Origin of the sequence: Paraburkholderia fynbosensis, from assembly GCF_902859935.1 — a bacterium.
Lineage (GTDB): Bacteria > Pseudomonadota > Gammaproteobacteria > Burkholderiales > Burkholderiaceae > Paraburkholderia > Paraburkholderia fynbosensis.
Genome location: NZ_CADIKI010000001.1, coordinates 134,666 through 158,545 on the forward strand (window position 1 = coordinate 134,666; position 23,880 = coordinate 158,545).

Sequence of the window (23,880 nt, forward strand, 5' to 3'; positions counted from 1 at the left end):
CGCTGGAGACTGAACGGGCGCAGCGCAGGCTGCGCTCAGGTGCTCAGATATTCCTGAACCGCGGCATAGCTGCGGTCGTAGCCGCCGCGCGAGCGCGCCGGCATACCGTTGAAAATGCCACCCTGCACGTGCACGCCAGCGGCGCGCAGGCGCTTCAACGCGTCGGCGATCTCGCCTTCGCTGTGCATGCCCGAGCGCATCACGAAGAAGGTCGAGCCGGCATACGCGCCGATGATCGACGCATCGGTCACGGCCAGCACCGGCGGCGTGTCGATCAGGATCACGTCGTAGCGCTTGGCGAGCCCGTCGAGGTATTGCGGCAGACGCGGCGACATCAGCAGCTCCGACGGATTGGGCGGACGGCGGCCGCACGCGATGAAGCTCAGGCTCTCCACGTTCGAACTGCGGATCGCTTCTTCGAGTGAGATCTGGCCGCTCAGCAATTCGGACAGGCCGTTATCCTGCGGCCCGCCCAGGCAGCGTTCGAGCACGCCGCGCCGCATGTCGCCGTCGATCAGCAGTACTCGCTTGCCCGAGTGCGCGAGCAGCACCGCAAGGTTGACCGTCAGGAAGCTCTTGCCGACACCGGCCATCGGACCGGTCAGCATGACGATACGGTTGCGTGCGTCCATCATCGTGAACTGCATCGCGGTGCGCAGGCTGCGCAGACTTTCGATCGTCACGTCCTTGGGACGCGCGTTCGCCAGCACCGAGCGCAGACGTTCGCCGCCGCGCTGGAACGCGCTTTCGAGTTGCGCCTGCTCGGCGCTTTGCGGCACGAGCCCGAACACCGGCAGATGGAACGCACGCTCGATGTGATCCGGGTCGTCGATGCCCTTGAACATATTGCGGCGCAGGAACACGAAACCGGTGCCCGCGATCAGCCCGAGAATCACCGCCGCCGACAGGATCAGCATCTTCTTCGGCTTGACCGGTGCGCCCGGACGCAGCGCGGCGTCGACGATATGCACGTTGCCGCCCGTGCCGGCCTTCTGCACCGACAACTCCTGCACGCGGTTGAGCAGCAGCACGTAGATGTCTTCGGCGACCTTCGCATCGCGCTGCAACTGCACCGCCTTCACTTCGGTGGCCGGCAGATCGCGGAAACGGTCCGCGTATTTGGCGCGCTGCGCCTGCAGCTCGGCCATCTGTTCACGCGCGGCCTTGAGCAGCGGGTGGTCGTCGCCGTAGCGCTCGTTCAACTGCGCCATCTGCAGACGCAGGCCGGCGATCTGCTGTTCGTACTGCACGCTGCCTTCGAGGTACACCTTGGCTTCATCGCTCGCGTTAATCGAGCCGGACTGGCGCTGATACGCGGTCAATGCGGCTTCCGCGCGCTCCAGATCGGACTTCAGACGCGGCTCCTCGCTCTTCAGGAAGTCGAGCATGCGGATCGCGTCTTCCTGCTTGTTCGACACGTGCTGGCGCACGTACGACTGCGCGAGCGCGTTGGCGACCAGCGCCGCGTGTTCGGGGCTCTTGTCTTCCAGCGAGATCTGGATCACACCGGTCTGCTTGCCCTGCTCCTGCACGCTGATGGCCGACTGGAACGCGGTGATCGCGTCGAGGTCGTTGGCGCGCACCACCGTGAATTCCTGGCCCGGACGCGCGACCAGACTGTTCACGAGCATCGTCACGCCGCCGCCCTGCGCCTGTTGCCCGACCTGGCCGCGCAGCAGCAGCGCGCCGTTGGGTGCGAACAGCTCGTAGTGCTGCGCGTCGATCACGCGCAGGTTCAGCTTCTGGCCTTCGAGCGCGGGCGTCACGTCGATCGAATCGAGGTCGAGGGATTCGCCGCCCCACGCGTACGATGTCAGCCCCAGCCACGGACGCGCCGGCTGGCCTGGCGTGGCGAGGCGCGCGGCGATGCTGCCGAGCAGCGGCACCGTTTTCGGCGTGACGCTGAAGTTCAGCTTCAACTGCTGCACCACCGGACCGACCACGCCGCGGCTCTTGATGATTTCGATTTCGGCATCGGTCGGCAGCGAGGTCGAGCCGCTCGTGATCGCCGCGCCGGTCTGCGTCTGCGTGAGCGCCTGCGACGTGTTGTCGGACTGCTCGACGCGCACGTGCGCATCGGCCGAATAGATCGGCTTCGCGAGGTAGCAGTACGCGACGGCCATCGCGATGATCACGCCGGCGATTGCAAGCAGCCACCAGATGTCGTCGATGATCACCTGCACCAGTTGCCCGAGGACGATGTCCTCTTCTTCGGTCTTGATCGGACCGGCCATGTGTGGAGAGATTTGATTGCTCACAATTCGATCCCGTATCGGTTGCTTCGGCGTTTTTGCTTCGGTCCCGCGCCGCGCCCATGAAGAGAGCGGCGCGGCGCGGGCCTGTCTAGGGCTCAGAGGTTCAGCGCGTCAACTGCTTCAGATAGAACAGCGTCTGCACGCTCGGCAGGACCTGCTGCAACACACGGTTGAAGGTGGTCGAAGCGGCGGTGCCCACATACACGACATCGAGCGGCTGCAACTGGAACTGTGAGGACAGCATGATCGAGTCCGGCTGCGTCATGTCGAGGCGGAACACCTCCGGCGTGGTCGGATGGTCCTTCATGCCGCGCATCACGAAGATCTGGCGCGGATTGGCGTCGGTGTTCAGAATGCCGCCGCCCTGCGTCAGCGCATCGGCGATCGTCATGCGGCCGCGCACGATCGGCACCTGGATCGGCGTCTTCACTTCGCCCATCACGAAGATGCGGCTGTCGGTGCGGTCCGGCACGTTGATCACGTCGCCGTTTTGCAGCATCACGTTCTGCGTGGTGTCGCCGCGATCGAGCATGCGGTCGGCGTCGAGCGTGTAAAGCCTGTTGTTGCGCGTGAGACGCACGCGCTGGATGTCGGCGTCGGGGTTCGTGCCGCCCGAGCGCGTGATCGCGTCGACCAGCGTGAGTGGCACGTCGCTGATGGCGAGCGGCCCCGGTGTCTTCACTTCGCCGGTCACCTGGACTTTCTGGCCGCGATACGAGAGCACGCGCACGTCGACCTGCGGATTGCGGATATAGCGCACGAGGCCGCTCGCGAGCTGCTCGCGCAACTCGCCGGTGGTTTTACCCGCGGCCTTGATGCGGCCGACGAACGGGAAAAAGATCGTGCCGTCGGCGGCGATGGTCTGGCCGTACGGATCGGCCTGGCCCGGCAGCGCAGCCGTATATGGCTGCTGCAACGCACCGCCGATGGACTGCGTGGTGTTGCCGCCCGAGGACAGCGTACTGCCCTGCGGCGTGGTCAATTCAGGGTGATCCCACACGGTGATGCCGAGAATGTCCTGCGGCGAAAGACGGTACACGTACTGCGACGGATCGCTCAGGGTCGAGCTCGGCAGCACCTGGATTTTCGAAGCGGCCGCCTGCGCCTGTGCGGCGATCAGATTGCCGTCGATCAGATGGACCGGATAGGTTTCGGTGGGCCGATTCTGGTCGTCCTCTTTCAGGCGCGACGTGTCGAGATAATTGCCCGGTGCGGTGGCGCAGGCCGACAGAAAAGACGTCAGCAAAAGTGTCGCGGCGAACTTCGTACCGAAGCAGGCCTTGACGTTTGCGAATGAGTTTGCAGTGAGTTTTTGCATCAGCATATTTTTTTCAGCCATCCCATGACCAGGTGTTCGATGAGCACCAGACTCTCCCTGTAAGCGGTTTCCTCGCCGCCGTGCGGATCGGCGACATCGGAATCGTCTTCCCATTTGCCGAGCGGATAGACCTTGCCGCGCGAAGCCGGATCGAGCGCTTCGACGTCGCTCACCTGCGCGCGCTCGGTGACCAGCACCAGATCCGCGGCTCGCACGAGCGTGCGGTCCAGACGGCGCGAGTAATGGATGCCGGAGGCAACGCCCTGCTCGGCGAGCAGGCGTTGCATGACCGGGTCCATCGCGTGGCCATTCATCGCGCGCAGGCCCGCCGAATGAAACGCGATCGGCGCGGCGTAGCGCCCTGCTTCCGACGCCGCCCGCTGCTTCGCCTTGAACAGCATTTCGGCGGCGGGCGAACGGCAGACGTTGGCGTGGCACACGATCAGAACGTTGGCGAACATGGCAGGCTCCTTGACGAGGCGCGTGGTGAGCGGGTGGCCAGGCGGCCTAGAGGCTCGCGGCGGCGGCGTTCACCGCTCGTGTATCGACGTCCGCGTGCGCGCCTGCCAGGCCGTTCGCGCCGACCCGCGCCGGCGCATTGCGCAGCGCGTGCTGCCGGCCGATCGCGTGATACTCGATGCCGAGTTCGAGCAGTGCATCCGGCTCGTAGAGATTGCGGCCGTCGAAAATCAGCGGCATCTTCAGCATCTCCTTGAGCGCGTCGAAGTCCGGGCTCTTGAAGACCTTCCATTCGGTGAGGATCACCAGCGCGTCGACGCCCTCGGCCGCTTCCATTTCCTCCTTCACGAACGTGAGGCGCGCGTGCTGCTGCGGCACGTCCTTCAGATCGAGCGCGAACACGCGCTTCGATTCGTCCATCGCGACCGGGTCGTAAGCCTTCACCTGCGCACCGCGGCGCAGCAGCTCGGCGATCAGCGCTCGGCTCGGCGCTTCGCGCATGTCGTCGGTGTTCGGCTTGAACGCGAGGCCCCACACGCCGAACGTGCGGTCCGACAGGTCCTCGCCCAGACGCGCGACGATCTTCTGCGCGAGGATGCGCTTCTGCGTGTCGTTGACCGCTTCGACCGCTTCGAGAATGCGCAGGTTGGCTTGGTGGTCCGCGGCCGTGCGGATCAGCGCCTGCACGTCCTTCGGGAAGCACGAGCCGCCGTAGCCGCAACCGGCATACAGAAAGTCGTAGCCGATGCGCGGATCGGAGCCGATGCCACGGCGCACCGCTTCGATGTCCGCGCCGACGCGGTCGGCCAGATTGGCCAATTCGTTCATGTACGAGATGCGCGTGGCGAGCATCGCGTTGGCCGCGTACTTGGTGAATTCGGCCGAGCGCACGTCCATGTGCAGCGTGCGTTCGCGGTTGCGGTTGAACGGCGCGTAGAGGCGCTTCATCAGTTCGCGCGCTTTTTCGCCGGGCACGTCCTCGTCGCAGCCGAGCACGATGCGATCGGGCCGCGTGAAATCGTCGACCGCTGCGCCCTCTTTCAGGAACTCCGGGTTCGATACCACCGAGAACATGTGCGTGGCGTCGCGCGCGGCCAGTTCGGCCGCGACCACCTCACGCACGCGCGAGGCCGTGCCGACCGGCACCGTCGATTTGTCGACGATCACCTTGAAGCCCGTCATATGCCGGCCGATATTGCGCGCGGCGGCGAGCACGTATTGCAGGTCGGCGGAGCCGTCCTCGTCGGAGGGCGTGCCGACCGCGATGAACTGGATGTCGCCGTGCGCGACCGCGGCCTCGACGTCGGTCGAGAACTTCAGGCGTCCGGCCTTGCGATTGCGCGCGATAATTTCCTGCAGACCCGGTTCATGGATCGGCACGCCGCCGTTGTTGAGCACGTCGATCTTGCGCTGATCGACGTCGAGACAGAACACGTCGTGGCCGATGTCGGCCAGACATGCGCCCGTCACGAGGCCTACGTAGCCACTACCGATGATCGTCAGGTTCATGTGTTGCACCTCGAGAAAAGGAGTTGATTCGGTGGAGTTGATTCGGGCGTGCAGTCGTGCAGCGCGTCGCGTTGCATGACCGGCACTCGATCGCGGGATTCAATAAGCGTTGTTGCCAACGAAACCCTTCCACAGCGTCAGCACGACGATCTTGATGTCGAGCCAGAAGGTCCAGTGCTGCATGTAATACAGATCGAGCTTGACGCGGCCCATCATCTTTTCGATGCGGTCGGTTTCGCCGCGATAGCCGTTGATCTGCGCCCATCCGGTGATGCCGGGCTTGATCCGGTAGCGGTGCATGTAGCCCTTCACCAGATCCTTGTAGATGTCATCGTGTTCGAGCGCATGCGGGCGCGGGCCGACCACCGACATCTCGCCGCGCAGCACGTTGATGAACTGCGGCAGTTCGTCGAGACTGGTGCGCCGCAGGAACGCGCCGACCGCGGTGATGCGCGGGTCGCGGCGCGTGGCCTGGGTGATCGTGCCGGCCTCTTCCTTGTGCTGCTTCATCGAACGGAATTTGTAGATCTCGAACTGATTGCCGTCGATGCCCTTGCGCTTCTGGCGGAAGAACACCGGACCGGGCGAACTCAGTTTCACCATGGCCGCGATCACCAGCATCAGCGGCGACAGCGCGGTCAACGCGGCGAGTGCGAACAGGCGGTCGAACACACGCTTGGGCAGCACGCGCAAATCGGTGATCGGCGAGGCGGCCAGGTTGATCGCCGGCACGCCGAGCAGCTCGACCATCGGCTGATTGAACAGCGTGAGACTGCCCACGTCCGGAATGAAGCGGATGTTCACGAAGTCGTTGCGCAGGTCCATCACGAAGCGATGGATCGCCTTTTCCTTCGAGATCGGCAGCGCCAGCCACAACTCGCGGATCGCACGCTGGCGCACCAGCTGGATCATCCGCTGGTAATCGCGCTCGACCGGCACGCCTTCGATCACGTCGCCCCCGTCCGGGTCTTCGTAGTGATTGATGGTGCCGTCCTCGTCGAACATCACGACCGGACTGAAGCCCGCTTCCGGGCGGCTGCGCATCTGCTCGATCAGGAAGCGCCCATACGGCGCCCCGCCGACGATCGCCACCGCGCGCTGATTGAAGCCTTCGCGGCGCAGTCCGCGCAGGATCGAATAGACGATCACCTTGGTGACGATCAGCAGCACGATGGTGGCCACCGCCCAATACACGAGCCACAGCCGCGACAGGCTGTCCGAGCGGTGCAGGCTGAAGCTGATCAGCACGCCTGTGATCTCGACCATCACCCAGCCGCCCGCCACGCGCGACAGCAGGTCGTAGAGCGGCTTGCCGCGCCACGATTGATAGATGCCGAGCGCCGGGAAAAACACCACCACCAGCAGGCAGCCGAACGCGAGCGACACGCTTTGCATATCGTCCAGCCACACGAACTTCCCGCTGTGCACGGCCGCCGCGATGGCCGCGCCGAGCGCGACCATGGCGATGTCGATGATTCTCGATAGAACGCTCAGCATGCGCTGCCCCTCAGTTCGTCAGTCAAGTGCCATCCGTTGGTTGGTTGAATCCGTCGCCACCCCGTCCGCCAAACGGGCACACCACGCCGTCGAGCGCGTCCCGCAATAAACCTGCGCGACGCGAAACTGGGTTGAACCGGTGCGATTGCCCTTCCATTTCCCAACCTGAAAATGCCTGAATGGCCGGATGGGAAAATTCATGTCGAAATGAGTGAATACCCTTCTACAGGTATAGATAAAGCGATATTAAAATTCGTACTGCAAGACCGCAAAATATCTCAAATTGTATCGGTCAAAGTTTCGATATTTTTTCTGAGTTTTGTTCGGCAATTGTTACCGGATTGAGCACTTTGGCGGTTTTGAAGGCACTCTCGAGGGCTGTCTTTAAGGCGAATGCGCTCGCGCCCTGCGGTTCCCTACGAAGCTTACGTCCGATCTGCTGCCGTCATTGTGACGCGCAATGTCCGTTAAAAAAATGGCCGACGATTTTTTTCGGGTAATTTTTCTTTTTTATAAATCTGACGGACATTTTTTCTACACGAAATGGATATTTTCATTGCGCGCTTTTATATAGTTTTCATTTAACGCGCTTTTATTGATTCCAGACTTCATGATAAAACTCGTCGCATTCACCCAGCCTCGAGGAGTCCATCATGACAGCTCCGGTCACGGCGACACCCGCCGACACCCGGTCCACGCAAGCTATGCCCCTGAACGTCAAATTCAAGGTTCACCCCGTGATTCTCGCGGGCGGCTCCGGCACGCGGTTGTGGCCGATGTCGCGCGAACAGCATCCGAAACAGCTGATCGGTCTGATTGGCGAAGACTCGCTGCTGCAATCCACCACCCGTCGTCTCGACGGACTCGAATCCGGCTACCCGCTCACCGAGCAGCTGGTCGTGGTGGCCAATGAAGAGCAGCGCTTCACCACCGCCGAGCAACTGCGCACGAGCGGCAAGCCGACCCGGCTGATTCTCGAACCCGCGGGTCGCGATACCGCGCCGGCGCTGACGGTGGCCGCGCTATCGATCGCCGCGCAGGACAGCGACGGCATCATGGTCGTGATGCCCGCCGACCACGCCGTTACCGACAGCGACGGCTTCCGTGCGGCGGTGGCCGCCGGCGTGCAGCACGCGGCGGCCGGGCACATCGTGACGATGGGCATCGTGCCGACGCGCGCGGAAACCGGCTATGGCTACATTCGCATCGGCGCGGCGCTCGGCGCGCAGGCAAATGCTACGGATGACGAAGCATCCAGCAAGATCACCGCGCATCAGCTCGACCGCTTCGTCGAGAAGCCGCATCTGGAACTCGCGCAGCGCTACGTCGAATCGCGCGAGTACTGGTGGAACAGCGGCATCTTCATCATGCGCGCGTCGACCTGGCTGAAGGCGATTCGCCATTTCCAGCCGGCCATTTACGAGGCGTGCGCAGCTGCGTTCGCGGGCGGCAAAGCGGACGGCGACTTTTTCCGTCTGCAGCGCGACGCGTTCAGCGCTTCGCCGTCGAATTCGATCGACTACGCGGTGATGGAAAAGCTCGGCGCCGATCAGAGCGTCGCCACCGGTGTGGTCGTGCCGCTGCAGGCGGGCTGGTCGGACGTGGGGTCGTGGGACGCGATCTGGGACATCTCTGAGAAAGACGCCGAGCGCAACGTGAGCCGCGGCCGCGTGATGTTCGAAGGCGCATCGTCGACTTTCGCGCATTCCGAAGGACGACTGATTGCCTGCGTCGGCACGCAGGACCTCGTGGTGGTCGAAACGGCCGACGCGATTCTCGTCGCCGACAAGTCGCGCGTGCAGGACGTGAAGAAGATCGTCGGCCGGATTCGCGAAGAAGGCGGGCTGGAAGCGTCCAACCATCGCAAGGTGCATCGCCCGTGGGGCAACTACGATTCCGTCGATACCGGCGAGCGCTTCCAGGTCAAACGCATCGTCGTGAAACCCGGTGCGCGCCTTTCGCTGCAAATGCATCATCACCGCGCCGAACATTGGATCGTCGTGCGCGGCACGGCGCTCGTCACGCGCGGTGAAGAGCGCTTTATCGTCTCCGAAAACGAATCGGCCTATATCCCGCTGGGCGTCACGCACCGCCTCGAGAACCCGGGCAAGATGCCGCTCGAAATGATCGAGGTGCAGTCGGGTTCGTATCTCGGCGAAGACGACATCGTGCGTTTCGACGACACGTATGGACGCCAGTGATCAGGCAACACGGTTGAATCACCACGAATGAAGCGGGAACCTGCGGCGGTTGCTCCTGACTGCCGCGGGGTGCTGCTGAACTAGGTAGCCGCCGTGCTCATCCCGCGTGGGAGATGAGTTCTGAAAACGTCGACGAAAAGCGATCCGATGCGCGATCTGATGTGCTGCTATTGCTGTCCGATAGCGGGGCTGCGACCGGCGCCTCACCGGGATAACGGCGCAACGGTCCACGGAATGCATTGAGCGGACCGTGCAGCGGCGCGCCATGATTCACCGCGACCGGCTCCGGCACGTGACGCAAGGCGGGCAACGGACGTGCCGTTTGTCTAGGTGCATAGACCGAGGGCGCACGAGCCGCGTTCGCGGGTTCGGCCGCGGCCTGCGTCGCGCGTTCCCGGTCGATCCACTGCTGCGCCCAGTCGAGCGCGTACTGCTCAGCCTCGTGCGCATCGGCGAAGCGCGGGCCGACGAGGCCGGAACGCTCGACGCGCTTGCCGTCCTTCATGATTTCCGCCCACGCGCGATACATCTCGTTCGGCACCTGCTCCGCCACGACGTAGATCAGATAGCCGTGCGGGCCGGCGATCTGCATGCCGCGTGGCGCGAGGCTCAGTGACAACGGGCTGCGCTGATCGTCCGGCGCATGCGCGTGACGTGCCGACGCGATCGCCGAATTCAACTGGCCCATCGCGGTGCCGACCGCACCCGCTTCGCCGAAATCGGCAGACACAGCGGCACGCGTGGCGGACGTTGCAGCGCTTGCCGGCGCGCGCGCCACCGGCGTTGCTGTCGCCAAGCCGGACAATTGCCGCGTCATATCGGCGATCGGATCAGCCGAGCGCCAGTTGGCGAGCGTGCTCGACACGCCCGGCGCCTGCCACGATTCGGGACTCTTCCAGGACACGCCGCGCAAACTCTCGTCGCGCATGCTGGGTGTTTCCGCGACCGGCGCCGCGGGTTTGGCCGTGACGGGCGGCGCCGGCTGGGGGACGTACGCGAAAGTGCGCCCGGTCTGCGACAACAACCGGACCATCTCGAGCAGCGTGCCGTTCAGTTGCCATTCCTCAAACCGGCGACGGCACGTGGGGCCCGACGGATAGCGGCCCGGCAGTTTCGACCAGGGCTCGCCGGTAGTCAGAATCCACAGGACGGCATTCGCCACGATACGCGGTTCGGCGCGGGGCCGGCCGCGTCGGTTCAGACGGACGGCCGGCTCATCGGAGACAAGCGCTGCCAGCAGCGCCCATTCGTCATTGCTTAGCTCATCGAAAAACATTGGATTTTCTCCACGCGGCCTGGCCTGGCCGCGGCGTTGGACCTGCCACGGATTCAGCTTTCACGATCCGTGTGCGGCCCTCGGTTGCACAAATATGTTTGGTACGTTCAGTTGGCTGGTCAATACCGCCCTGACTTAGTGCGGTTTGTCCCTATTGCGAAGCACAGAACGTGGTCTCACTCGTGCATGGGAGAATTTGTGCACGAAGCATACCATCCCAGGGTTTGCGTGAGTACAGTTGAGACAAGTGTTACGGATAGAAACAATCTTGTCCTTTTCACTGCGTCTTTACACTCATTGCCGTCACACTAGTGTTGACGGAATCTCACAGCGAAGCGTTGTATTGCAAAGCACAACAACGTGCATCGCGGTCGAATAGGATTTACCAATCCTACACGTATTTTGAAGCGCATTTCAATGCGTGATAGCAGCGCGGGAATGGCCGGCGCGCGACCGGACGGTCGCGCTGACTGAATCTATGCATGACGCAAAATGAGGGGGTTGCGATGGACGCACGCCGTGCCTGCGATGCGCCCTCTTTCTCGTGATGCGGTCCCTTCGACGAGGCCTGTTGGCCCGCTTCTAGCGAGTCGGTTTGGTGGCGTTCTCACCCACCACCGTCGTCCACTCGCGCACGCGCCAACGCGTCACGAGTCCGGCGAGCACATACGGATCCCTTCTGGCAAAGGCTTCTGCGGTAGCGGCAGAGTCGCTTTCGAAGAGCAGCACCGCGCCGTCCGTAGGGTCGGCGAGCGCGCCGGCGAGCAGCAGTTCGCCGCGCTCCGACGCCGCCCACGCGAGTTTCAGATGCTCGTCCCGATACGCCGGACGCCGTTCCAGGTAGTCGGAAACGAAGTCGTACATCAGCAGGTAGTGCATGGCGAGCCCTCCTATGGCTGGCTAGAGATGGTAAACCGCAGCGCGTTGGCGCCAACATCACCGATCCGATTCACCTTGGAATTTTATGCCGATTTACTATTCATTTGCATTCGCAGCAATGCTGAATACATTTCAACCTTTCAATCAATGGTCCAAATAGTGGATAAGTCGATTCCATGAAATAAGCTTAATTAATTGATCTGGATTGCATAACATATTTCCATGCGGGCCTCATTCGCCCGTTTCAAACGGCGACGGGCGGTGCGGCCCCCGTCGCGTCAGGGAAAACGAGCGTGAGCACCTGTCAACCGGAATGCGCTTTTGTCCGTTCAGGCAGACAGCATTTGCCATAATGGACGTGCCGGGGGGCCCTGGATGCCGTTGACGCCCACGCGCATGAACGACCAAAAACGTTTTCACCACCGATGGAGTGTCACATGAAAATCCAATCCGCTATCGCTACGCTGGTGCTGGGCGCGGTTCTCGTTTCGCCGGTGTTCGCGCAGAACAGCCAGCAAACCAAAATGGCCGACTGTAACAAGCAGGCCGGCGACAAGAAAGGCGACGAGCGCAAGGCGTTCATGAAAACCTGCCTGTCCGCGAAGCCGGCCGCCGCGCCGATGACCCAGCAGGAAAAAATGAAGGTATGCAACACGCAAGCCACCGGCAAGAATGGCGACGAGCGCAAGGCCTTCATGAAGACTTGCCTGTCGTCGACGCCGGCTAACTGAGTACGACCGAAATGCAGCGCATCGGCGTCATGCAACTAGCATGATGACCGGGCGCTGATTGCTTGAACACGGCCGCGCCAACATCCGCTTTGATGTCTCGCGCGGCCTCCCGCTTGCCTCGCCTCTCATCCCCTTCGCAGTCCGACCGCCTGAACCCGCCGTTTTCTTCTATGATGGCTGCGGAGACGGCCCACCCCCATATACAAACATTAGACGGGCCGCCATCTTGTCGTTGGTGCTGCTGAGCATCGATTGGAGGCAAGGATGGTATCGAAGCATAAAAACCGCTGGTTGAGGCGGTGGCTGCTCGTCATCGTTTTCTGGGCCGTGCCCGTGGCGATCGTCGCGGTCAGCGAGATCCGCGAGGAAATGGCATATAACGCCGTCGACCTCGACCGCGCGCTGACCACCTGGAATTTCACCGCGGCACAACGCGCGGCCGGCGCGGCCGCGCGCTGCCACGGCAAGCCCGACGAAGCCCGGGCCGCGGGCTGTCCCGCCGACGTGCTGGCCGCCAATGCGCCCCGCCAGCAGGACGCACGCAACGAGTACAGCGTGCGCCGCACGACGCTGATCGGGTATCTGTGGCATGCGTTCGTCGGCTACTGGGTGGTGCCGGCGGTCGTGCTGCTGCTGATCGGCATGCTGATCGGCATGGTGCGCCGTGCACTGCGGCGCCCGCCGCCGGTCAAGAGTCCGGCGAATCATGGATGAGGCGGCGGCGCCCTTCCTGCCACTCATCGAATGCGGCGTTCAGGCAACAGTTCCGTTTCGATTTTCAACGCCTGAGCTCGACCCAAAAATCGGTAAAAAGCACTTTTCTGGCGGACGCCGAGCGTTTGACCAACGTGCGGCCGCGCGCGACGCAGCCCGCCTGGGATGCCCATCAAAACGCCACGCAGGCCCTTTCAGGCCGGCACAAAGGCAGGTCAAAATTACAGCACGCCCTCTTGCGATCAGCCGCAAAGCCCCGTCACACAAGGCTTCACGCCTGCCGGCGAAGTGCGCGTTGGCGCTCGCCTGTGATATAACTTAAAGGCAACCCGGCGACATCGCCCTCATGTTGCGCCCCGGAACTACACGGAGAAAAACGATGCAAAGACGAAACTTCATGTTGAAGACTACCGCTGCGCTCGCTTTCGGAGGCATTGCACTCGCTGGCTGTACGACCACGTCTTCCAGCAGCAACAACAACACGCCTGCCACCAATGCCTCGAAGCGCCAGTCGATCGACGCCGCCGTCGACGGCACGCTGTCACGCCTCTTCACGACGGTGAAGGGTTCGCGCGAACTGGTGTCGAAGGCGCGTGGCGTGCTGGTGTTCCCATCGGTTCTGCAAGCAGGCTTCATCGTCGGTGGCCAGTACGGCGAAGGAGCGCTGCGCGTGGGCGGCGCCTCGGTCGGCTACTACAGTACGGTTTCCGGGTCGTTCGGCCTGCAGGCGGGCGCGCAATCGAAGGCGATCATCTTCCTGTTCATGACGCAGGACTCGCTCGACAAATTCCGCAATGCGGATGGCTGGTCGGTCGGCGGCGACGCCTCGGTCGCGCTGGTGAAGGTCGGCGCCAACGGCTCAATCGACACGACCACGGCAACCGCGCCGGTCCAGGTATTCGTGCTGACCAATGCCGGTCTGATGGGCGACCTGTCACTGCAGGGCACCAAGGTATCGCGCCTGAAGATCTGAGCGCGCTATCCGGTTGGAAGGTCTGCGGGGCAAGCGTCTGATCCGCCCAGTTGGGTGAGCGGCGGCGGCCGTGTCAGACGCAGGCCCGCGCGATCTGCGGTTGCAGGGCGGCGGGCGGGAGCGTCGCGGCGGCGGGTTCGTTCAGGCTGCCGGCCGCCGCTCATCCTCGCGTTCAGGCTGTCCTTCGGGCCTGTGCCGCAAAAGTCCGGCGGCGAGCCAAGGCAATCTTCAGCATGAAGCAGTAATGAAAAACGGCGGTGTGCATTGCACACCGCCGTTCTTTTTTCACCGTGCCGCGCATGTGGGTCCGCGGACTCGATGCAGCGTAGTCGAATCCGCCTCGTCAACTGCCCGACGACGTATCGATCACCTTGAAGCGCGAACGCTTCTGCGCGCGAATCACCGACTGATACGCATCCACGTACTGCTGTGCCATCCGGTGGGAAGTGAAGCGCTCCTCGAAGCGCTGCCGCACGCCCGCGCGCGGCATCTTGTGCAGACGGTTGACCGCCGCCACCGCGCCGATTTCGTCCTCGACGATAAACCCCGTCACGCCGTCTTCGATCACTTCCGGCACCGAGCCGCGATTGAACGCGATCACCGGCGTGCCGCACGCCATCGCCTCGATCATCACGAGACCGAACGGCTCCGGCCAGTCGATCGGGAACAGCAGCGCATGCGCGCCCGACAGGAATTCGGCCTTCTGGTTATCCGCAATCTCGCCGATGAACTCCACGTACGGCAAGTCGAGCAGCGGCCGGATCTCGCGTTCGAAGTACTCGCGGTCGGCGGTGTCCACTTTCGCGGCGATGCGGATCGGCATCCCACAACGCCCGGCAATGCGGATCGCCGTGTCGACGCGCTTTTCCGGCGAGATGCGGCCGAGAAACGCGAGGTACTTCTGCTCGACCGGCTGCGGCGTATAGAGCTGCTCGGGCAAGCCGTGATAGACGGTGGTGAGCCAGCGCGCCTGCGGCAGCGGATGACGCTGCGCGTTCGAAATCGAGATCACCGGCGCGGTGTTGAAAGTATCGAAGACCGGCTGCTGCTCGGGCAAATCGAGGCGGCCGTGCATTGTCGTGACGAACGGCGTCTCCTGCCGTTTGAACACCGAGAACGAGTAGTAGTCGAGGTGAAAGTGCAGCACGTCGAACTCGTCGGCCTGGCGGCGCACCAGTTCCATCAGCAGCATGTGCGGCGCGATGCGGTCGCGGATGCCGGGGTCCAGACGCAGCGCGCGCGGCCAGACCGCTTCGAGCTTGGCGCTGGTGACGGAGTCGCCGCTCGCGAACAGCGTCACGTCATGGCCGAGCTCGACGAGCGCCTCGGTGATGTACGACACGACGCGCTCCGTGCCGCCATACAGCTTCGGGGGCACCGATTCGGTCAGAGGGGCGATCTGCGCAATCTTCATATTAGGTGTCTCCATGGACTGACGGCTTGCGCCTCATGGCGGTGCACGTCAGCGACGCCGAGTATGACAGCGCCGTTCACTCCGATCAATGCAACGCGCGACGGTGACGCAAGGACGCGTGCTCCACTGGCATCGGAGCATTATTCCCTGGCATCCGGCCAAAAGCCCCTAACCTTGCATTTGCTCTGCGCTGTTACAGTCGGCTTACATGCGGGCCGCCCCTCTTCAGCCCGAAAGACTAGCGCGCGGGCCATTTCCATGCGGGCAATTCAAGGTCGTCGGCATCGGCGAGGCGCGTCGCACCGAAGTGTTTCTCCAGCATGATCGACTGGCTCGCCTCCTCGCGTTCGAGCGCCGCGATCAAGCGCGCCGCATGCGACACCACCAGCACCTGCGAATCCGCCGATGCCCGCGCGATCAGACGCGCGAGCGCCGGCAGCAGGTCCGGATGCAGGCTCGTCTCCGGTTCGTTCAGCACCAGCAGCGCGGGCGGACGCGGCGTGAGCAAGGCCGCGACCAGCAGCAGATAGCGCAAGGTGCCGTCCGACAATTCCGCGCCTTTCAGCGGCCGCAGTAGACCATGCTGACGCATGGCCACTTCGAAGCGGCCGTCGTGCGTCGTGACGTCCAGTTGCGAGCCGGGAAAGGCGTCGTCGATTGCCGCGTCGAGCGCGGCTGGGTCGCCGATCTCGCGGATGGTCTGCAAGGCCGCCGCGAGGTCCGTGCCGTCGTCGCACAGCACCGGCGTATGCGTGCCGATTTGCGGCAGACGCGCAGGCGCTTCTGCGTCGGTGCGGAAATGGTCGTAGAAACGCCACGAGCGGATCTGCTCGCGCACCGTGACCATTTCGGGTGCGCTGCGCGGGTCGGAGAACTCCGTCATCATGCTGTCGAAACTGGCGACCGGTTGGGCAACGGTCTGCCACTCGCCATTGCCGTCACGCGTGCGCAAGGCGACGCCGTGGCGGTCGACCAGCAACGCCGACGGCCGCAGCAGCGCGCCGCTCCAGATGCACTCGCGTTTGATGACCGGGTCGAGCTGGAATTTGCTCGACTGCTGCGGCGTCGGCAAGCCCAGATCGATCGCGTAGCTGAACTCGTCGCTGGCGAAGCCGAGCCTGAGACTGACCGGCTCCTTGCGGCGCGTCCCCTCGACTGGCGACTCGCCCGCCAGCATCGCGCGCGAAAAGCGCTCGGGGCCGGCCCACAGCGTCGACGGCAAACCGCCTTCGCGCGCGAGCGATGTGATCACGCCGCCGCGCGCGGTCTCCGCCAGCAAACGCAGCGCGCGATAGACGCTCGACTTGCCGCTGCCATTCGCGCCGGTGATCACGTTCAGGCGGCCGAGCGGCACGATCAAGTCGCGCAACGACCGGTAACCCGCGATGGCCAGCGCGCTCAGCATGCGCTTGTCCATCGTGCGAACGCGAGCGGCGGCAGGTCCGCCGCCGTGACGCCATCCCCATGCGCCATCACTTGTGGCCACCGTCCTTGTTCGGCTTCTGCGCCGGGATCTTGCGCAGATCGCTCAGGAAGGTGTCGCGCCACACGCCGAGGTCGTTCTTGCGCAGCGCCGCCATGTTGATCTCATGCCGCCGTTGACGCGCGTCGAGCGGCATCTGCAAGGCGCGCTGCAACGCTTCGCACATGCCGATCGCATCGTGCGGATTGACCAGCAATGCGCCGCTCAACTCCGCCGCCGCGCCCGCGAACACCGACAACACCAGCACGCCGGGGTCGTCGGGATTCTGCGCGGCGACGTATTCTTTCGCGACCAGGTTCATGCCGTCGTGCAGCGGCGTCACGAAGCCGATCTGCGATTCGCGAAACAGCGACATTAGTTTCCAGCGGTCGTACTGCTGGTTCAGATAGCGGATCGGCGTGTAGTCGAGGCCCGAGTAGCGGCCGTTGATTCGCCCTGCTTCGTATTCGAGATCCTGGCGGATCTTCTGATAGGTGGCGACGTCCGAGCGCGTGGGCGGAGCGATCTGCACCAGCGTGACGTTGCCGCGCCATTCGGGCGAACGCTCCAGCAGATGCTCGAACGCGCGGAAGCGCTCGACGAGTCCCTTCGAGTAATCGAGCCGGTCGACGCTCATGATCAGCTTGCGGCCTTCGAGGCTCTGCTTCAGGTCGAGCACGTGCTGGCGGCTTTCATAGCGCTTCGCCTGCTCGGCGATTTCGTCGGGGAACACGCCGATGCGGTAGACGCCGGTGCGCAGCTTGCGCCCGAACGCTTCGACGAGGCCATCCGCGCTCACCGTGCCGCGCGCGTGGCGCGCCACGTAGTCGTGGAACGCCTGCTCGTCGGTAGCGGTCTGGAAACCTAGCAGGTCGTAGCACGACAGCGATTTCACCAGTTCTTCGTGCGGCGGAATGTTGAGCAGGATCTGCGGCGCGGGAAACGGAATATGCAGGAAGAAGCCGATGCGGTTCGTCACACCCTCGTTGCGCAGCGCCTCGGCGAACGGGATCAGGTGGTAGTCGTGAATCCAGATGATGTCGCCGGGTTCGAGCAGCTTGATCAGCTTGTGCGCGAGCCATGCGTTGACGCGCCGGTAGCCCGCATACTCCTCGCGCTCATAGCGCGCAAGGTCGTTGCGGTAGTGGAATACCGGCCACAGCGTCGCGTTAGAAAAGCCGCGATAGTACTGGTCGTAGTCCTTGCGCGTCAGTCCGACGGTCGCGAAGGTGACGGCGCCGTCCTGTTCCAGCGTAGGCCCTGCATTGGCGACGGTCTCGCTGACCACGTCGCCGCTCCAGCCGAACCACACGCCTCCCGCGTCCTTCAGCGCACCGAACACGCCGACCGCGAGGCCGCCCGCCGATCCTTTGGTTTCCGTCGGTGTGGCGACGCGATTCGACACGACGATCAGTCGGCCCATGTTGCATGTCCTCCTTGGTTCGCACGGCGCGGGCGAGTGTGCTTTGGCGATGCCGGCGGCGGTATTGCGAGTTGCGCCGCCGTTGCCCGAAGCGCGCTGAAGCATGCCGTTGCCGCGCCAGGTTCGTGAGTGAGTGGACGGTTCGACCGCGAGAGGGCCGATCGGTTCAGGCACGCAATGTAAGCGGGGCACGGTGCCTCATGCACTCACCAAAGTATGCGTTACCCGGCGCCCCCGCTACACTTTTTCCTTCGCCTTCTGCAGTGCCTCCGCCGCGCCAGGCCGTCCAAACCGGCTGGCCACCGGATCGGCCTCGGTATGCGCGGCCGTGCTGCCGGCCGGCGCCTGCGCGCTGCGCGGCACCCAGTCGATCTGCTCGTTCGTGCTGGTTTCCACCTCCGTCGACACGTCGGCACGCGTACGCGGCAAGTACTGCGGATAGTGCCGCTGGATGAAGTCGAGCAGCCCTTCGCGCACGCGGCAGCGCAAATCCCAGTTCAGGCCGGAATCGAGCGAACTGACGAGCGCGCGCAATTGCATCGCGCGTTCGGTGCCGTCCGTGACCTGCAGCACCTGCACGCGGCGGTCCCATTCGGGCGCGCTCTCCACGATGCGCGCCAGCTCCTCGCGCAGCGGCGCGAGCGGCATCCGATAATCGACGAACAGAAACACCGTGCCGATGATCTGCGAGCTGCTGCGCGTCCAGTTAGTGAACGGATTTTCGATAAACCATTGCAGCGGCACGATCAGCCGGCGCTGGTCCCACAGCCGCACCGACACATACGTACCGGTAATTTCCTCGATACGCCCCCACTCGCCCTGAATCACGACGACATCGTCGAGCCGGATCGGCTGCGACAAGGCAATCTGCAAACCGGCGATCAGATTGCCGAGCACCGGCCGCGCCGCAATACCGGCAACCAGGCCGGCCACACCCGCCGACGCCAGCAGACTCGCGCCGACCTGGCGGACATTCGGGAAAGTCATCAGCGCGCCGCCCGTGCCGACGATCACGATCAGGATCATCACCGAGCGCGCCAGCACCCGGGCTTGTGTATGGATGCGGCGCGCCTGCAGGTTGTCTGCGCTATCGAGCGGATGGGCGCGAATGATCGCCTCGCCGATCGCCGCCGCCGAGCGCACCGACAACCACGTGAGCGCGGCGATCAGCGCGATCGCGGCGACGTCGCGAATCGGCTCGATGTACCTGAGCGTATCGGGCGCCTCGGACCACACGGCTTCCAGCACCAGAATCACGAGGACGAACAGTGACGGCTTGTCGATGTAGCGCAGCACCACGCTGATGAGCGGATGCGGCCGCGCGATACGCATCACGACGCGCGCGCCGACCCGATGAATGCCGACGGCCACCGCCGCCACGATCACCGACACGATCAAAGCGCCGAACCACGTATGCAGCGGCGCTTCGGCGACGAGGCTGAAGTCGTCGAGAGTAGACATGGGGGGTATGTTCCTCCTGGCTCGAGTGGTAGACAGGACCGCTGCGCGTGGCGCATGGCCGCGCCGTTGGCGAGGTACCGCCTGCTGCGCTGGGCGCCGGGCCGCCGGCCGACGACGCGGCGCACTGCCGACGCCGACGCCTTGCAGAGTCGAGGGCCCGCCGCGCCTGCCCTCACGGCGGCGTTGAACAGGCGGCGTGCTGCTCCATGCCCGCGTGGCACATCAGCGGACTACCGTCATCTTAGGTCTCAATCGCCGCGCAATGGCGAATCGCGCACAAGCCCCCAGTTGCGCAGAGGGGCGTTCCGGTCTTCAACCGGCTTTGAAGCAGCCGTCCCGGCGCGGATTTTCGACCCCGCAGCAGGCCGGCCCGCATACGAAGACATTCGCCGGCCACGACGCCCGCCCGCGTGAGGCACGCAAGCTCGCAGCCCGGCCGTTCAGATCACTCGCTGCTCTTGCAGGGGAACGCCTTGCCGAGGCCCAGCGAGATCGCCGTGCTGGCGTTGTAGCCCGCGACGATCGGATTTTCCGCGATGTACTTGCGCACCGCGTCGGTCAATTGCGCCGAGCGCGCGTCGGGCGGCAGGCAGAAGTACTGGCCGACCCGCGGGCCGGTGGTGCCGCCGATCGCATCGATGGTGTTAAAGATACCGTCGGCGGCGCCTTCGATATAGGCGGCGCAGGCGCTACGCGATGCTACATCCGTCTTGGTGCACAGCTTGTTGAGGTCGCCCCCCGTAAATGCGGCTGCCGATAGCGGGACGGCAAACGCGCTGGCGAAAATCAAAGCCCGCAGCATGGTGTTCCTTTCGAGGGTCAATTATCAGGCGGTCTTTCGCCGCATCCCAGACGGCGCGCCACCTGGCGCGCCAAGTCGTCATTCTGCACTGTTTCGGGCAAGCGCAGCAGGCAGCCCGCCGCCACCTTCAGGCCGATTTGCGGCGAACTGCGTGGGCGGCCAGGCCGCCGCACCGTTCACTTCTGCTGCATTTGCTGCAGGCGCGCGCTCAGGCCTTCGACTACGTCCGGCTCCTTGTAGGTCTTCGCGAAATCGAGCGCCGTCATACCGATCTGGTTCTTCACTGTCAGATCCGCGCCGTTGTCCAGCAGCAGCTTTACCGTCGACACATGGCCCCCGCGCGCGGCCATCATCAGCGGCGTGGTGCCGTTCGGCGAACCCGCGTCGACATAGGCCGAATGGTCGAGCAGCACCTTGACGATGTCGTCGTGGCCGTTCGCGGCCGCGTAGTGCAGCGGCGCCCAGCCCTTCTTGTTGACCTCCGCGTCTTTCGCGATCAGCAGGTTGACGAAGTCCAGGTCGCCGACCAGCGCGGCCATCATCAGCGCGTTCTCGCCGGCCTTGTCTTCGATCTCGATGTTGGTTTTCGGATTCGCGAGCAGCGCTGCCCCCACCTTGTCCGATTTTTCGCGCGCGGCGATCACCAGCAGCGGAATGCCCTGATTGTCGACGCTGTTCGGGTCCATGCCCTTCGCGAGCAGCTTGTTGACGCCGTCGACATCGTCGAACTTGACCGACTTGATCAACGAGTCGATCGGCGCCGCCTGCACGGGCGCCGCGACCAGCGCGCTCAGCGCCGCGCAGGCGAAGGCGGCTACGAGCGCGGCACGCGATGCGCCGCGCCGCGCCGAAGCCAGCGCGCCGCGGCCGGCGGAAGTCGATTGAAAGGCAGGGGTCGACATCGGAATATTTTTCATATCTTGCTTTAGGAAACTTCCCTATCCTTTTGATATTACTAGGCTTTGTGGATCACGCGCCGGTTGGGGCCGGAATCTTGAACAGCCGGAAGAAGTTTTGCGTGGTCGCAGCGGCCAATGCTTCGTCCGGCATCTCACGCTGTTGCGCGATGAAGCGTCCGACATAACTTACGTACGCAGGTTCATTAGGCTTGCCGCGATACGGCACCGGCGCGAGGTACGGCGAGTCGGTTTCGATCAGCAGGCGCTCGAGCGGCACGCGGCGCGCGACGTCCTGCACCTCGGTCGCGCTCTTGAACGTGACGATGCCCGACAGTGAGATGTAAAAATTCTGCGCGAGCGCCTGCTCGGCCACCGCCCACGGCTCGGTGAAGCAATGCATCACGCCGCCCGGCTCGCTCGCGCGTTCCTCGGCCATGATCCGCAGCGTGTCTTCTGCCGAGGAGCGCGTGTGGATGATCAGCGGCTTCCTGGTCGCATGCGCGGCGCGGATGTGCGTGCGAAAGCGCTCACGCTGCCATTCCATGTCGGCGATCGTGCGGCCTTCGAGGCGGTAGTAGTCGAGGCCGGTCTCGCCGATCGCGACCACTTTGGGATGCGCGGCCAGCTCGATCAGCTCGGCGAGACTCGGCTCACGCATGTCCTCGTGATCCGGATGGACGCCGACCGACGCGTAGACGTTCTCGTGCCGGCTGGCGATGTCCAGCACGGACGGCAGCGTCTCCAGATCGACCGACACGCACAGCGCATGCGTAACCGCATGGCTGCGCATGTTCTCGAGCACTTGCGGCAGGCGGTCGGCGAGTCCTTCGAAATTGATGTGACAGTGCGAATCGACAAACATGATGAGGTCCTGCGAAAAGTGGCTTGAGGCGGATCAGGCGGCGGCGTGAGCCGAATCGAGGCGCTTGCCGAGAATCACCAGATCGCGCTCCACGCCGTCCAGCATGGCCACGCGCGGCAGCGAGCCCCACGTGTCGAAGCCGAAGCCGCGGAACAGCCGCAAGCTTGCGTCGTTGTGACCGAACACGAAGCCCAGCACGGTGTCGATGCCGAGCGCCGGCGCCGCCGCGAGGGAGGCCGTCAGCAGCTTTTTGCCGAGGCCCTGCCCGCGCGCACTTTCGTCGAGATAGATGCTGACTTCGGCGGTGCGCAGGTAGGCCGGGCGGCCGTAGAAATCCGAAAAGCTCAGCCACGCGATCACGCGGCCAGGCTGTTGCGGGTCTTCCACCACCCACAGCGGGCGCTTATGGGGGCCGTGCGCGTGAAACCACGCAAGGCGGCTTTCGACCGTGACCGGTTCGAGGTCGGCCGTCACTTGCCGCGACGGCACGGTCGAGTTGTAGATGGCGACGATCGCGGGCAGATCGTCGAGCGTGGCATCGCGGTAGGCAAGGCTCATGGTGCTTATATCTGAAATGAAAGACCGATTACGGGACCCATGACCGGGCCGGGGCGCGCAGCGCAAAGCCCGTTCCGGCCAGGGCGGCGAGCGGCTTGCGCTCGCCGCCGGTGCGGCTTAAGCGAACAGCTCGCGGTAGCCGATAAACAGTTCCTCGAACACCAGCCGCGCATTCAGCGGATGGTTCTCGACGGCGCGCTGACGCGTCACGGCACGCGTGAAGCGCGCAAACGCGCTGGCATCCGCCTGTGACGCGCAGCGCGTCAACGCCGCCGAGGCCTGCGGAAAATAACGCGGCGCGCCGGCGGTGCGCTGCGCCAGCAGATCGTACATCCAGCGCTGCAGCCAGCCCAGTACCAGCGGCACCGGCAGCTTCTGCAGCGCCTCGCCGCAGGCAAAGGCATCACAATCGGGACCCGCGGCGAGCTGCTTGAGCGTCCAGTCGCGCAGCGTGCGGTTTTCGTCGCTGGCGAGCGCGAGTGCCGCGAGCGGCGCACCGCCGGCTTCCGCGAGCAGCGCGGGCGCTTCGGCGACGCCTTGCGCGGCCAGCCACTTCATCGCCACCTCGGGCGCGGGCACACTCATCGGCCACTGGCGGCAGCGGCTGATGATGGTGGGCAGCAAACGGTCGATGCGCGCCGACACCATCAGGAACACGACGCCCGCCGGCGGCTCTTCCAACGTCTTGAGCAGTGCGTTGGCCGCCGCGATGTTCAGCGCTTCGGCCGGATACAGCACGACCACACGCGCGCCGCCGCGATGCGAGCCGACGCCGACGAAGTCGAGCAGCCCGCGAATCTGTTCGATCTTGATTTCCTTGCTGGGCGTGCGGGTCTTCTTGCCTTCGTCGGCGTCGGCTTTGTCGGCTTTTTCGTCGGCGCCGCTGCCCAAGCCGGCTTCGGCCGCGAGCGCCTCGGGCACGACGATCCGGTAGTCGGGATGATTGCCCTGCGCGAACCAGTTGCAGGCCACGCACGCGCCGCACGGCTCGCCATTGGCCTGCTGGGCCTCGCACAGCAGGCCTTGCGCGAGATGCTGCGCGAAGCGCAGCTTGCCGATGCCCGCCTGCCCATGCAGCAGCAATGCGTGCGGCCAGTGGCCGCGCAGCAGCTGCAGGCGGTTCCAGTCATCGGCTTGCCACGGATAAATCATTATTTCTCTTTTAAATCAAACAGTTGAAAGCGTTT

General features: G+C 64.2%; 20 protein-coding genes. 4 read left to right on the forward strand and 16 right to left on the reverse strand.

Features of this window, described 5'->3' with window-relative positions; all coding sequences use genetic code 11:
* Positions 1–35 precede the first annotated feature (35 nt).
* The 5 genes from HV770_RS00580 to HV770_RS00600 all read right to left on the reverse strand — a co-directional run bounded on the left by HV770_RS00580 (position 36) and on the right by HV770_RS00600 (position 7,038).
* Positions 36–2,234 (reverse strand): polysaccharide biosynthesis tyrosine autokinase, encoded by a 2,199-nt coding sequence (locus HV770_RS00580; RefSeq protein ID WP_175158006.1) that lies wholly within the window; start codon positions 2,232–2,234, stop codon positions 36–38.
* Between the two features lie 124 nt (positions 2,235–2,358).
* Entirely contained in the window at positions 2,359–3,573 is a 1,215-nt protein-coding gene (locus HV770_RS00585) for a polysaccharide biosynthesis/export family protein (RefSeq protein WP_425497343.1), read from the reverse strand.
* Positions 3,573–4,034 carry an arsenate reductase/protein-tyrosine-phosphatase family protein gene (locus HV770_RS00590; protein ID WP_175157635.1) on the reverse strand — a complete coding sequence of 154 codons (462 nt, stop codon included), beginning with the start codon at positions 4,032–4,034 and terminating at the stop codon, positions 3,573–3,575. The genes HV770_RS00585 and HV770_RS00590 overlap by 1 nt, the downstream gene beginning before the upstream one ends.
* A gap of 46 nt (positions 4,035–4,080) precedes the next feature.
* Positions 4,081–5,541 carry a UDP-glucose dehydrogenase family protein gene (locus HV770_RS00595; protein ID WP_175157636.1) on the reverse strand — a complete coding sequence of 487 codons (1,461 nt, stop codon included), beginning with the start codon at positions 5,539–5,541 and terminating at the stop codon, positions 4,081–4,083.
* A gap of 99 nt (positions 5,542–5,640) precedes the next feature.
* Positions 5,641–7,038 carry an undecaprenyl-phosphate glucose phosphotransferase gene (locus tag HV770_RS00600; protein ID WP_175157637.1) on the reverse strand — a complete coding sequence of 466 codons (1,398 nt, stop codon included), beginning with the start codon at positions 7,036–7,038 and terminating at the stop codon, positions 5,641–5,643.
* 653 nt (positions 7,039–7,691) lie between these two features.
* Between HV770_RS00600 and HV770_RS00605 the strand changes: the two genes are divergently transcribed.
* Complete coding sequence (locus HV770_RS00605; protein WP_281366187.1) at positions 7,692–9,239, forward strand: mannose-1-phosphate guanylyltransferase/mannose-6-phosphate isomerase; 1,548 nt, start codon at positions 7,692–7,694, stop codon at positions 9,237–9,239.
* 97 nt (positions 9,240–9,336) lie between these two features.
* Here the strand turns inward: HV770_RS00605 and HV770_RS00610 are convergent, their stop codons facing one another.
* A complete protein-coding gene (locus tag HV770_RS00610) occupies positions 9,337–10,515 on the reverse strand; it encodes a transposase (RefSeq protein WP_175157638.1) in 1,179 nt (392 codons plus the stop codon).
* Positions 10,516–11,097: 582 nt separating this feature from the next.
* A complete protein-coding gene (locus tag HV770_RS00615) occupies positions 11,098–11,394 on the reverse strand; it encodes a YciI-like protein (protein ID WP_175157639.1) in 297 nt (98 codons plus the stop codon).
* Between the two features lie 437 nt (positions 11,395–11,831).
* On the opposite strand from HV770_RS00615, the gene HV770_RS00620 reads away from it, so the two are divergent.
* The 3 genes from HV770_RS00620 to HV770_RS00630 all read left to right on the forward strand — a co-directional run bounded on the left by HV770_RS00620 (position 11,832) and on the right by HV770_RS00630 (position 13,812).
* Positions 11,832–12,125, forward strand: coding sequence for a PsiF family protein (locus HV770_RS00620; RefSeq protein ID WP_175157640.1), 294 nt, complete (start codon positions 11,832–11,834; stop codon positions 12,123–12,125).
* A gap of 264 nt (positions 12,126–12,389) precedes the next feature.
* The gene (locus HV770_RS00625; protein ID WP_175157641.1) at positions 12,390–12,839 is read left to right on the forward strand and encodes a hypothetical protein; all 450 of its coding nucleotides are present in this window, start codon (positions 12,390–12,392) and stop codon (positions 12,837–12,839) included.
* A gap of 379 nt (positions 12,840–13,218) precedes the next feature.
* Positions 13,219–13,812, forward strand: coding sequence for a BPSL1445 family SYLF domain-containing lipoprotein (locus HV770_RS00630; protein ID WP_175157642.1), 594 nt, complete (start codon positions 13,219–13,221; stop codon positions 13,810–13,812).
* Between the two features lie 343 nt (positions 13,813–14,155).
* Here HV770_RS00630 and HV770_RS00635 read toward each other — a convergent pair whose 3' ends face one another.
* From HV770_RS00635 to HV770_RS00675, 9 genes are all read right to left on the reverse strand, one after another.
* Positions 14,156–15,226 (reverse strand): glycosyltransferase family 4 protein, encoded by a 1,071-nt coding sequence (locus HV770_RS00635; RefSeq protein ID WP_121318194.1) that lies wholly within the window; start codon positions 15,224–15,226, stop codon positions 14,156–14,158.
* 238 nt (positions 15,227–15,464) lie between these two features.
* The gene (locus HV770_RS00640) at positions 15,465–16,631 is read right to left on the reverse strand and encodes an AAA family ATPase (protein WP_175157643.1); all 1,167 of its coding nucleotides are present in this window, start codon (positions 16,629–16,631) and stop codon (positions 15,465–15,467) included.
* Between the two features lie 67 nt (positions 16,632–16,698).
* Entirely contained in the window at positions 16,699–18,111 is a 1,413-nt protein-coding gene (gene otsA / locus HV770_RS00645; RefSeq protein ID WP_175157644.1) for an alpha,alpha-trehalose-phosphate synthase (UDP-forming), read from the reverse strand.
* A 237-nt stretch (positions 18,112–18,348) separates the two neighbouring features.
* A complete protein-coding gene (locus tag HV770_RS00650) occupies positions 18,349–19,572 on the reverse strand; it encodes a mechanosensitive ion channel family protein (RefSeq protein WP_175157645.1) in 1,224 nt (407 codons plus the stop codon).
* 445 nt (positions 19,573–20,017) lie between these two features.
* Positions 20,018–20,374 carry a Rap1a/Tai family immunity protein gene (locus HV770_RS00655; protein WP_121318200.1) on the reverse strand — a complete coding sequence of 119 codons (357 nt, stop codon included), beginning with the start codon at positions 20,372–20,374 and terminating at the stop codon, positions 20,018–20,020.
* A 176-nt stretch (positions 20,375–20,550) separates the two neighbouring features.
* The gene (locus tag HV770_RS00660) at positions 20,551–21,291 is read right to left on the reverse strand and encodes an ankyrin repeat domain-containing protein (protein ID WP_175157646.1); all 741 of its coding nucleotides are present in this window, start codon (positions 21,289–21,291) and stop codon (positions 20,551–20,553) included.
* 52 nt (positions 21,292–21,343) lie between these two features.
* Positions 21,344–22,135, reverse strand: coding sequence for a TatD family hydrolase (locus HV770_RS00665; protein WP_175157647.1), 792 nt, complete (start codon positions 22,133–22,135; stop codon positions 21,344–21,346).
* Between the two features lie 33 nt (positions 22,136–22,168).
* Positions 22,169–22,693, reverse strand: a complete 525-nt coding sequence (locus HV770_RS00670; RefSeq protein WP_175157648.1) for a GNAT family N-acetyltransferase — start codon at positions 22,691–22,693, stop codon at positions 22,169–22,171.
* 117 nt (positions 22,694–22,810) lie between these two features.
* The gene (locus tag HV770_RS00675) at positions 22,811–23,845 is read right to left on the reverse strand and encodes a DNA polymerase III subunit delta' (RefSeq protein ID WP_175157649.1); all 1,035 of its coding nucleotides are present in this window, start codon (positions 23,843–23,845) and stop codon (positions 22,811–22,813) included.
* Positions 23,846–23,880 lie beyond the last annotated feature (35 nt).